The following is an 11,312-nucleotide window of genomic DNA, read 5'->3' on the forward strand; positions in this document are numbered from 1 at the left end:
GCGCGTCCCCCGCAGGCGCGCGGCCTGCTCCGGTGCGAACCGGAACGGTTGGATGTGAGTCGGAAAAGGCGGTCAGCGCATCGCGTCGGCGACGACGGCCGGCGGCGTCCAGCGGCGGCCGGCCGCGACTTCGTAGGCACGGCCGAACTGCAGCACGCCCCAGTCGTCGCGGTAGCGGCCGACGATCTGCATGCCGATCGGCAGGCCGGTGGCACCAAAGCCGCACGGCACCGACAGGATCGGCGCCTCGGTCGACGACAGGTACCAGCACACGCGCATCCAGTCGATGTACGACGTGCTGGCGGCACCCGGCACATGCGCGGGCGAGCGCAGGCCGACATCGAACGGCATCACCTGCGTGGTCGGCAGCACGTAAAACGCGTAGCGCTGCATGAACGCGCGCATCCGCTCGAACAGGCGCGTCTTGCGCACGAACATGCGGCCGAGATCGGCGGCCGTCAGCGAGCGATGCAGCCGGTATTCGTCGTGAATCTCGGGCTTCAGCACCGCGCGCTGCGCATCGTCCAGCCCGTCGACCAGCGTGCCGATCATCCATGCGCGCTCGATGCGGAACACGTCCTCGGCTTCCGACAGATCGGGATCGTCGAATTCGACTTCGCAGCCCAGCGCCGCGAACACGCGCGCCTGCGCATCGACCGCACGCTCGATCTCCGGATCGATCGGCACGCCGGGCAGGCCGCGCGACATCGCGATGCACGTGCCGCGGAAGTCGCGTTCGAGCGGCTGCGCGAAGCGTGCCCCAGGTTCCGAGAGTTCGGTCGCGGTCTCGCCGCTCGGCCCGGCGATCGCGGACAGCAGCAGCGCGGTGTCGGCCACGTCGCGCGCCATCGGCCCGTCGACACCGAGCGTCGTCCAGCCGTTCAGGTCCGGCGCGCGCGGCACGCGGCCCGGCGACGGCCGCAAACCGACGACGTTGTTCCATGCGGCCGGATTGCGCAGCGAGCCGCCCATGTCGCTGCCGCACGCAAGCGGGTTCATCCCGCACGCAAGCGCGGCGGCCGCACCGCCGCTGCTGCCGCCGGCGGAGCGCGTCAGGTCCCACGGGTTGCGCGTCGCGCCGAACACGTCGTTGAACGTATGCGACCCGGCGCCGAATTCGGGCGTGTTCGACTTGCCGATCATCAGCGCGCCGGCGCTCGCGCAACGGCGCACGACGAGCGCGTCGTGCTGCGGCACGTGATCGGCGAACAAACGCGAGCCGTACGTGGTGCGCACACCGCGCGTCGCGGTGAGATCCTTCTGCGACACCGGCAGCCCGTGCAGCGGCCCCTGCCACTCACCGCGCATCCAGCGCGCATCGATGTCGCGCGCACGGGCACGCAGCAGGTCGGGATCGACGACGGTCACGAGCGCGTTCACGCGCGGGTTGACCGTCGCGATCCGCGCGAGATGCGCGTCGAGCAGGTCGCATGCGCCTATCTCCCGCTTCTTCAGCAGGTCGAGCATCGCGCAGGCGGACAAGTCGCACAGGTCGCCGGCCATGACGCCGACGGACTGGGACGAAAACGAAGGCGAAGTGGTAGCGGTCATACGGTTCCGGACGAAAGCAGAAAGGAAGGACGCGGTATCGGGCGCAGCCGGTCACGCATCGCGATCGCTGCGATCCGACGCGAACGCGAGCGCGACGAGCGACAGCACGCCGCAGACGATCACGTACCACGCAGGCGCGGCCGGATTGCCGGTCGCGCCGATCATCCACGTGACGATGAACTGCGCGAAGCCGCCGAAGATCGACACGCCGCCCGCATACGCGATCGACAGCGCGGTCGCACGCGTGCTCTTCGGAAACAGCTCGGCGAGGATCACGCCGTTCGCGCCGGCGTTGATCGAGTGCAGCGCGGCGAGCAGCATCACGACCGCGTACATCGTCGCGATCGACGGCACCGCGCGCATCAGCCAGAAGCCCGGCAGGATCAGCACGGTCAGCGCGATACGTGACCACAGCGCGACACGCTTGCTGCCGGTGCGGTCCGACAGCCGCCCGCCGACCGGCGCGGCGACGAACATCACGGCACCGGACAGGATCCCGCACCACAGCGCGGTATCCATCGGCAGGTGCAGCACCTTGATCGCATACGTCGACATGTAATACAGCACGATGAAGTGCGCGGCCGTGCCGCCGATCACGAGGCCGAGCGCGGTCAGCACGGCGGCGCCGTCGCGCCGCAGCACGGTGCCGAGTACGGCCGATGAACGCCGCGCGGCCGCGGCCGGCGCGTGCTGTTCGATCCCGTTGAAGCGCGCGCGCAGGTAGAGGCCGACCGGCGCGATCAGCACGCCGAGCAGGAACGGCACGCGCCAGCCCCACGATTCGAGCGAGGCCGCGTCGAGAAAATGCGACAGCAGGAAGCCCACGAACGAACCGGCGAGCGCCGCGGCGCCCTGGCTCGCGAACTGCCAGCTCGTGTAGTAGCCGCGCTCGCCGGCCGGCGCGCGCTCGGCGAGCAGCGACGTCGATACGCCCACCTCGCCGCCGGCCGAAAAGCCCTGCAGCAGCCGCGCGGCGATCACCAGCACGGGTGCCAACATGCCGATCTGCGCATAGGTCGGCATCACGCCGATCATGCCGGTGCCGACCGCCATCGTGACGAGCGTGAGGTTCATCGCGGGCACGCGACCGAAGCGGTCGGCAACGAGCCCGATCACGACGCCGCCGACCGGCCGCGCGATGAACCCGACACCGAAGGTCGCGACCGACATCAGCAATTGCTGCTGCGCGGATACCGCCGGAAAGAACAGCTTGCCGAGCAGCACCGCGAAGAAACTGAACACGGTGAGATCGAAGAATTCGAGACCGTTTCCGATCGTGATCGCGACAATCAACTGACGATTGGACGGGGATGCGGCAACGTTGCCGACATGCCCGCCGAACATGCTGTCCGCTCGGGGCGCCTTCATGAGGGTGTGTCTCCGTACTGGTTGTGCGTGTCGTGTGCGCGGCCCGTTCGACCGCCTGCGCATGCAGTCTAGGCATTCAAAAACCGCAGCCCGGAGCGACATTTTTCGATCGTGATAACGCATGGTTATCGCGTGCTTTGAATGCGGTGCCGCGGTGTAGGATGGGAGCGTCGCCACTGCCGCCGCGCCCCGCCACGCCGTGAAACACCACCAGCTCCGGGCGCTCGCCGCCATCGCCGAACACGGCAGCCTGCGCGCGGCCGCACGCGCGATCCACCTGTCGCAGCCCGCACTGACGAAGGCGATCCGCGAACTCGAACTCGATCTCGGCGTGCCGCTCGTCACGCGCAATGCGCGCGGCGCGCAGCTCACGCGTTTCGGGCAGGCCGTCTATGCGCGCGCGCGGCTGATCCTCGCGGAGATGCAGCACGCGCGCGACGACGTGATCCAGTTGGCGGGGGGCAAGGAAGGCGCGCTCGCCTGCGCGCTGACGCCGCTGATGTCGCTCGGCTTCCTGCCGGCCGCACTCGACGCGTTCCGGCAGCGGATGCCGACGATCCGCCTCGACGTGCGCGAAGGCTTTCTCGACACCGCGCTGCCGCGCCTGCGCGACGGCTCGCTCGACTTCGTGATCGCAATCGTCGACTCGACGCGGCTATCGCCCGAATTCACGTTCCGGCCGCTGCTCGAGTCGGAGTTGATCCTGATGACGCGCGCGAGCAATCCGCTGCGTCACTGCACATCGCTCGCGCAGCTGCAGGACGCGCAATGGATCCTCAACACGTCGCCGGAAAGCATCGGCCGGCTGCTGCAGGACGTGTTCGTCGCGCACGGCTATCCGGCGCCGCAGCCGATCGTCGAATGCACGTCGTTCAGCGCGGCGTTTTCGCTGTCGGTGCATACCGATACCGTGTCCTGCGTGCCGCAGAGCTTCATGGAGGTCGACTGGATTCGCGAGCGGATGGTTGCAATCGACATCGAGGAGACGATTCCGGCCGTGTCGGTCGGCGTGCTCACGCGCCGCGATGCACTGAACACGATCGCATGCGACTACCTGATCCACTGCTTCGTCGAGGCCGTGCGCCGGCACGATCGCGCGACGCTGCTGTGGCGATAGCGGCGCGGCACGCGTGACGCGGCGCCACAAGCCGCGTGGCGGCGCAGCTCAGACGAACAGCGCGATACACAGCGCGGCGCCGCACAGATACGTGCCGAGCGCGCCGGCGAAACGCACCGGATTCGGGTTGGCCATCGTCGGCCACGCGAGCAGTCCAACGACGAGCAGGCAGCGGCACGCAGTTGCCGCGACGATCAGCGCCAGGATCGCGCGCGACGGATCGTGTGCGCCGAAATAGAGAAACAGCACCGCGAGAAACGGCGCGTATTCGGCCGTGTTGCCGTGCGCACGCACGATCTTGTGCAACCCGTTCGCCGGATCGTCCGCACACCCGGAACCGGTGGTGCAGCGAAAGCGCGTGACGGACACGACGAGCCCGAGCCCGAACAGCAGCAGCCCGAGGATGGCCGTGCAAACGAGCGCGACGGGATGGATCGGCATGGGACTCCCGGCGAAAGCGGAAATGCGCCGCACATCCGATGATCGTACCCGCGGCCGATACCCTCGGCTATCGCGGAAACCCGCAGCATCGCCGTGCGCCGGACACAATTTTACGGTCGGGTTCCGGCCCGAATTGTCGCCCTGCCGCACCGCACGAAACCGGTGCATTGCCCGCCTGCCCGGCCGTCCGGGCCTACCCGCCGACCCGCCCGCCAAACGGATGCCCCGGCACGAAACGCGCAAACGTTACGCATACGACGGCATGCACCACCGCAACGCAACGCGGGTTACAGCGCGTCACAGGCACGCGCGTTGCGTCGACGCATCTCGGTAGTGAACGCCCTTGGCAGCCCGCTGCGGAGGACTACACTAATCCTTAATGGGGTGCGGCCGGAGCCCGCGCCTTCAGGGAGACGCCGCCATGAATCGGCCGCTGAATCGTATCCTGCCGCGCGTGACCGGTCCCGCATCGGTCTGGACGTGGGTCAAGTGGTCTTTGCTGGCCGCGCTGCTGATCGCCGTGGCGATCGTTGCGCGACTCGTGCAGAGCGAGATCGAGACGTCCCGGCTGCAGGCGCGCTACCTGTCCGAGCTCACCCGTGACGTCGGCTACACGGTCGAGACGGGCCCGAGCGATCACATCCGTTTCCCCGCCAACGGCCCGTACGACCAGCGCCTCGGCTACTCGATGATTCCGGCGTTCCAGGAGCGGCTGCTCGCGCGCGGCTTCGTCGTCAGCAAGCAGGCGCGCGATTCGCAGCGGATGCTGTCGCTCGGCGATCACGGCCTGTTCCTCCCGTTCGAAGAGAAGGACCAGGCGGGCCTGATGCTGTTCGACTCGACCGGCGCGCCGCTGTTCACAACCGTGTTCCCGCAGCGCGTCTATGCCGACTTCGACATGGTGCCGCGCGTGGTCGTCGATTCGCTGCTGTTCATCGAGGATCGCTACCTGCTCGACGCGAACGAGCCGAACCGCAACCCGGCGATCGACTGGGGGCGCTTCGGCCGCGCGGTCGCCGACCAGGCGCTGCATGTCGTCAACCGCCATCAGGCGCGCCCGGGCGGCAGCACGCTCGCGACGCAAATCGAGAAGTTCCGCCATTCGCCCGAGGGCCGCACCGCGACGCCGCCCGAGAAGCTGCGGCAGATCGGGTCCGCGTCGGTGCGCGCGTACATGAACGGCCCGCAGACGATGCCCGCGCGCCGCACCATCGTCGTGCGCTACCTGAACTCGGTGCCGCTCGCTGCGCGGCCGCATATCGGCGAGATCACCGGCATCGGCGACGGTCTCGCCGCGTGGTACGGCCGCGACTTCAACGACGTGAACCGCATCCTGTCCGCACCGACGACCGGCGACAACGTCGACGAACAGGGCAGGACGTTCCGCGAGGTGCTGTCGCTGATCATCGCGCAGCGCGCGCCGTCGTACTTCCTCAACCGCGGCTATCCGGCGCTGCAGAAGCTGACCGACAGCTACCTGCGGCTGCTGTCGAACGGCGGCGTGATCTCGCCCGCGCTGCGCGACGCCGCGCTTGCCGCGCAGATCGATCGCAGCGCGCCGCCGGCCGCCGCACGCGTGCAGTCGTTCGTGTCGCGCAAGGCCGTGACGTCCGCGCGCGCGTCGCTGCTGTCGGCGCTCGGCATCAGCGACGTGTACCAGCTCGATCAGTTCGACCTGGAGGCAACCAGCACGCTCGACAACGGCGTGCAGCAGGCGGTCGCCGAGCGACTCGCGAAGGCGTCGACGCGGGACGGCGCGCAGGCCGCCGGCCTGTACGGTTTCGAGATGCTCGCGCCGAAGGACGACCCGTCGCACCTCACGTACAGCTTCACGCTGTACGAACGCCGCAACGGCGCGAACCTGCTGCGCGTGCAGACCGACAGCGTGAACGAGCCGTTCGACGTCAATCGCGGCGGCCGCATCAACCTCGGCTCGACCGCGAAGCTGCGTACGCTGATCACCTACCTGCAGATCGTGTCCGACCTGCATGCGCGCTACGCGAACCTGTCGAACGCGGAACTGGCCCGCGTGAAGCCCGACCCGATCGACGGGCTGTCGCACTGGGCGCTCGACTACCTGTCGCATACGCGTGACCGCTCGCTGCAGGCGATGCTCGACGCGGCCGTCGAACGCAAGTATTCGGCGAGCCCGGACGTGTTCTACACGGGCGGCGGCGCGCAAGTATTCTCGAACTTCGAGAAGTCGGACAACGGCCGCATCCTGACGCTGCACACGGCGTTCGAGCATTCGGTCAACCTCGTGTTCGTGCGGCTGATGCGCGACATCGTCCACTACGAGACGCTGCAGGCGGCCGGCCCGTCGTCGTCGTGGCTCGGCGACCCGGAGCAGCGCCGGCGTTACCTGCAGCAGTTCGTCGACGGCGAAAGCCAGGTCTACGTGAAGCGCTACTACACGCGCTTTGCGGGCAAGGCGCCCGACGATGCGCTCGCGCTGATGCTGAAGGACGTGCGCAAGTCGCCGCCGAAGATCGCGACGGTGCTGCGCAGCGTCGCGCCGAACGAATCGCTCGCGTGGTTCGACGCGCAGATGCGCGTGCAACTGAAGGGCACGCCGGCCGCGACGCTGTCCGACGACGACCTCGCCAGGCTCTACGCGAAGTACGCGATCGACCGCTTCAACCTCAACGATCGCGGCTATATCGCGAGCGTGCACCCGCTCGCGCTGTGGACGCTCAACTACCTGCGCGCGCACCCGAGTGCATCGCTGGCCGACGTCCAGCGCGAGAGCCGCGATGCGCGTTTCTACACGTACTCGTGGCTGTACAAGACGCGCTACCACGCGACCCAGGACCGCCGCATCCGCCGCATGGTCGAATTGCGCGCGTACGCGGAGATCACGAAGTCGTGGCGTGCGCTCGGCTACCCGTTCGCGGAAGTCACGCCGTCGTACGCGGCCGCGATCGGCGCATCGGGCGACCAGCCCGACGCACTCGCGAAACTGATCGGCCTGATCGCGAACGGCGGCCAGAAAGCGCCGACCGAGACGATCACGCGGCTCGACTTCGCGAAGGGCACGCCATACGAAACCCGCTTCGTGCGCGCGGCCGCGCAGCCGCACCAGATGCTGTCGCCGGAAATCGTCAACGTGGCGCATACGCTGCTGCGCGACGTCGTGCTCAGCGGCACCGCGCGGCGCCTCGCGGGCGGCTTCACGCTGCCCGACGGCAAGACGCTCGACGTGTACGGCAAGACGGGGACGGGCGACCAGCGCTTCAACGTCTATGCGCGCGGCGCGCGGCTGATCGAGTCGCGCAAGGTGAACCGCAGCGGCACGTTCGTGTTCGTGCTCGGCGACCGGTTCTTCGGGGTCCTGACCGCAACGGCGCACGAACCGTATGCGGCACGCTACGACTTCACGAGCGCGATGGCCGTGCAGTTGCTGAAGTCGATGGCGCCGGCGCTCGCGCCGCTGATCGAACGCCCGGCCGGCACCGGCAAGCGCACCGCGGGGCCTGCCCCGCAGGCGGAAACGCCCGCGCCGGATGCCGCTACCGCGCAGCCGTCCTGACGGCCGCGCGACCGTTCATGCGCCGGCGCGCCGCTCAGTGCGAGCGGCCGTCGTAGTGCGTGACCGGCAGCGCGTCGATATCGACATCCTCGAGACAGCGCACGTTGATCGCGGCCATCGCGGTGCCGTTCGGGTGGACGCCCTCGCCGAACGTGTGAATCCCGCAGCGCTTGCAGAAGCGGTGCTTGATCACGTGCTTGTTGAACATGTAGGTGGCGAGATGTTCGTCGGGCGTGAGGAGTGTCATGTCATCGCGCGGCACGAACCACATCAGCGCGCCCTTGCGCTGGCAGATCGAGCAGTTGCACGCCATCACGCCCTGCAGGTCGCCTTCCGCCTCGAACTTCACGTCTCCACAGTGACAGCTTCCGCGATAAAGCATGGTCGTCTCCCGGTGCGGCCCGTGCGCATCGACGGCGCCCCGGCGGGACACCGTTGGCCAGGCCGATCCAAGCGGGTACAGTAGCGCGCACATGCGCCGCACGCAATGTCCGGCGGCGCCCGTCCCGCCCCCGTCAAGACCAAGGAAAACCGTCATGCTCGAACTGCGCCCCGGCTGCGAATGCTGCGACAAGGACTTGCCGCCCGATTCGGCGGATGCACGCATCTGTACGTTCGAATGCACGTTCTGCGCGACCTGTACCGACGACGTGCTGAAGGGCCGCTGCCCGAACTGCGGCGGCGACCTGGTCGTGCGTCCGCGGCGGCCGGCGAGCCTGCTCGCGAAGTACCCGGCGTCGACCGAGCGCATCCACAAGCCGGGCGGCTGCGCGAACGCCTGACGGCGCCGCACCACCCGCCCGCGCCCGTCACGACATCTCGATTCGCGCGCGCGTCACCGCGAGCAGCGCCGCCATCGCGCGGCGAGCACCGTCCTCGTCACGCACGCGGATCGCGTCGCTGACGGCCGTGTGCTCGGCGAGCGAAGCGTTGTACACGTCCGCACGGCGCGCATTCAGATGCAGTTGCGCCTCGAGCGTGCGATCGATCAGCGTGCCGAGCGGCACCAGCAGCTCGTTGCCGCCGGCCTCGAGCACGCTCAGGTGAAAGCGCAGGTCGGCGCGCACCCATTCGTCGACGTTGCGCGCGGCGGCCATTGCGCACGCCGCGCCGTCGATCGCGCCGAACGTGTCCGGCGTGTGCATGCGCGCGGCAAGCGCGGCCGCGAACGGCTCGACCATCTCGCGCATCTCCTGCAGCTTCAGCGCGAACGCGAGCGGCGGCGCGACACGCGCGTACCAGTCGAGCAGGTCGGCATCGAGCAGGTTCCACACGCCGCGCGGCCGCACGCGCGTGCCGATCTTCGGCCGCGATTCGACGAGCCCCTTCGACGTGAGCGTACGCAGCGCCTCGCGCATCACCGTACGGCTCACGCCGTACATCTCCATCAGGTCGGGCTCCCTCGGCAGCAGCGACTCGGGCGGGTAGTCACCGCGCAGGATCGCCGTGGCGAGCCGGAAGGCCGTCTGTCCATGCAGGTCGCGTCGAATGATCGTTCTCCGTTAAGCCGGTGCCCGGGCGTGCCGGCTGCCCACTATCTGCACAATAATGCTATTAATACTATTTTTTATCGGTCTACGCTAGGATAACCGCGAAATCATGCGACCGTGCGCCGCGCCCGATTGCCCGCGCCGGTCTACCCCGGAGACTCGCATCGTGAAAATCACCCGCCTCGAAACCTTCGTCGTCCCGCCGCGCTGGCTGTTCCTCAAGATCGAAACCGACGAGGGCATCGTCGGCTGGGGCGAGCCGATCGTCGAAGGCCGCGCGCACACGGTCGAGGCCGCCGTGCAGGAGCTGGCCGACTACCTCGTCGGCCGCGATCCGCTACTGATCGAGGATCACTGGCAGGTGATGTACCGCGCGGGCTTCTACCGCGGCGGCCCGATCATGATGAGCGCGATCGCGGGCGTCGACCAGGCGCTGTGGGACATCAAGGGCAAGCATCACGGCGTGCCCGTGCACGCGCTGCTCGGCGGCCAGGTACGCGATCGCATCAAGGTGTATTCGTGGATCGGCGGCGACCGCCCGAGCGACGTCGCGAACAATGCGCGCGCGGTGGTCGAGCGCGGCTTCAAGGCCGTAAAGATGAACGGCTCCGAGGAACTGCAGATCGTCGACACCTACGACAAGGTCGAACAGGTAATCGCGAACGTCGCGGCGGTGCGCGACGCGGTCGGCCCGCACGTCGGGATCGGCGTCGACTTCCACGGCCGCGTGCACAAGCCGATGGCGAAGGTGCTCGCGAAGGAACTCGACCCGTACAAGCTGATGTTCATCGAGGAGCCGGTGCTGTCGGAGAACGCCGAGGCGCTGCGCGACATCGTCAACCAGACCAACACGCCGATCGCGCTCGGCGAGCGACTCTACTCGCGCTGGGATTTCAAGCACATCCTCGCGGGCGGCTACGTCGACATCATCCAGCCCGACGCGTCGCACGCGGGCGGCATCACCGAGTGCCGCAAGATCGCGACGCTCGCGGAGAGCTACGACGTCGCGCTCGCGCTGCACTGCCCGCTCGGCCCGATCGCGCTCGCCGCGTGCCTGCAGCTCGACGCGGTCAGCTACAACGCGTTCATCCAGGAGCAGAGCCTCGGCATCCACTACAACCAGGGCAACGACCTGCTCGACTACCTGCGCAACCCCGAGGTGTTCCGCTACGAGGACGGCTTCGTCGCGATCCCGCAGGGCCCGGGGCTCGGCATCGACGTGAACGAGGAGAAGGTGCGCGAGATGGCGAAGACGGGCCATCGCTGGCGCAACCCGGTGTGGCGTCACGCGGACGGCAGCGTCGCCGAGTGGTGAGCGCGATGCGCCGCGCGCGGCTGCGGCCCGCGCGGTAAGTCTCGATTCGAGAACGGCTGCCCCACAGGCAGCCGTTTTTGCATGCGCGGTGCGACGCCCGGCACGCGCCGGGCGCGCGACGGCGGCCTTGCGCCGCGCCGCGCCGCGCGCAACCTGCCGTCAGCCGATCGCCGCGAACCCCGGCACGCTGAACGACAGCACGGCGGCCGCGACGAACACGCCGATCATCGTCAGCGCTTCGAGATGCAGGATGTTGCGGAACGTGTGCGCATCCTCGGTCGACGCGGTGCGGCGCAGGCGCGGCAGCGCCGCGAAGCGGTTCAGGCCGCCGAGCACGAGCGCGAGCGCGACGAGCAGCAGCTTCAGCAGCAACACGCGCCCCCACGTGCTGCCGTCGAGCGGCGCGAGCGAACCGCCGAGCCCGCGGATCGCGTTGAGCGCGCCGGTGCCGAGCACGAAGACGACCGCGATGATCGACGTACGCGACAGGTGCTGGCCGAT

General features: G+C 68.7%; 10 protein-coding genes. 4 read left to right on the top strand and 6 right to left on the bottom strand.

Annotated features, from left to right (window positions below):
• Nucleotides 1-72 precede the first annotated feature (72 nt).
• The gene (locus G3O06_RS29935) at nt 73-1,551 is read right to left on the bottom strand and encodes an amidase (protein ID WP_241020309.1); all 1,479 of its coding nucleotides are present in this window, start codon (nt 1,549-1,551) and stop codon (nt 73-75) included.
• A gap of 51 nt (nt 1,552-1,602) precedes the next feature.
• Nucleotides 1,603-2,919 carry an MFS transporter gene (locus G3O06_RS29940; RefSeq protein ID WP_205818380.1) on the bottom strand — a complete coding sequence of 439 codons (1,317 nt, stop codon included), beginning with the start codon at nt 2,917-2,919 and terminating at the stop codon, nt 1,603-1,605.
• A gap of 199 nt (nt 2,920-3,118) precedes the next feature.
• Between G3O06_RS29940 and G3O06_RS29945 the strand changes: the two genes are divergently transcribed.
• Complete coding sequence (locus tag G3O06_RS29945; RefSeq protein ID WP_174967540.1) at nt 3,119-4,036, top strand: LysR substrate-binding domain-containing protein; 918 nt, start codon at nt 3,119-3,121, stop codon at nt 4,034-4,036.
• Nucleotides 4,037-4,084: 48 nt separating this feature from the next.
• On the opposite strand, the gene G3O06_RS29950 is transcribed toward G3O06_RS29945, so the two are convergent.
• On the bottom strand, nt 4,085-4,477 hold the full coding sequence (locus G3O06_RS29950; protein WP_174997375.1) for an MAPEG family protein: 393 nt from the start codon (nt 4,475-4,477) through the stop codon (nt 4,085-4,087).
• Nucleotides 4,478-4,898: 421 nt separating this feature from the next.
• Between G3O06_RS29950 and G3O06_RS29955 the strand changes: the two genes are divergently transcribed.
• Nucleotides 4,899-8,006, top strand: coding sequence for a transglycosylase domain-containing protein (locus tag G3O06_RS29955; RefSeq protein WP_205818381.1), 3,108 nt, complete (start codon nt 4,899-4,901; stop codon nt 8,004-8,006).
• Between the two features lie 34 nt (nt 8,007-8,040).
• Here the strand turns inward: G3O06_RS29955 and G3O06_RS29960 are convergent, their stop codons facing one another.
• Nucleotides 8,041-8,388 (bottom strand): GFA family protein, encoded by a 348-nt coding sequence (locus G3O06_RS29960; RefSeq protein ID WP_205818382.1) that lies wholly within the window; start codon nt 8,386-8,388, stop codon nt 8,041-8,043.
• Nucleotides 8,389-8,542: 154 nt separating this feature from the next.
• Between G3O06_RS29960 and G3O06_RS29965 the strand changes: the two genes are divergently transcribed.
• On the top strand, nt 8,543-8,788 hold the full coding sequence (locus tag G3O06_RS29965; RefSeq protein WP_174967537.1) for a DUF1272 domain-containing protein: 246 nt from the start codon (nt 8,543-8,545) through the stop codon (nt 8,786-8,788).
• A 27-nt stretch (nt 8,789-8,815) separates the two neighbouring features.
• Here the strand turns inward: G3O06_RS29965 and G3O06_RS29970 are convergent, their stop codons facing one another.
• Entirely contained in the window at nt 8,816-9,499 is a 684-nt protein-coding gene (locus G3O06_RS29970) for an FCD domain-containing protein (RefSeq protein ID WP_174967768.1), read from the bottom strand.
• A 163-nt stretch (nt 9,500-9,662) separates the two neighbouring features.
• Between G3O06_RS29970 and dgoD the strand changes: the two genes are divergently transcribed.
• Nucleotides 9,663-10,811, top strand: a complete 1,149-nt coding sequence (gene dgoD / locus G3O06_RS29975) for a galactonate dehydratase (RefSeq protein ID WP_072443519.1) — start codon at nt 9,663-9,665, stop codon at nt 10,809-10,811.
• A gap of 159 nt (nt 10,812-10,970) precedes the next feature.
• On the opposite strand, the gene G3O06_RS29980 is transcribed toward dgoD, so the two are convergent.
• On the bottom strand, nt 10,971-11,312 hold a 342-nt coding region (locus G3O06_RS29980; protein ID WP_205818383.1), incomplete at its 5' end, for a CopD family protein.

The sequence above is a fragment of the Burkholderia sp. Ac-20345 genome (assembly GCF_017104825.1).
Classification (GTDB): Bacteria; Pseudomonadota; Gammaproteobacteria; order Burkholderiales; family Burkholderiaceae; genus Burkholderia; species Burkholderia lata_B.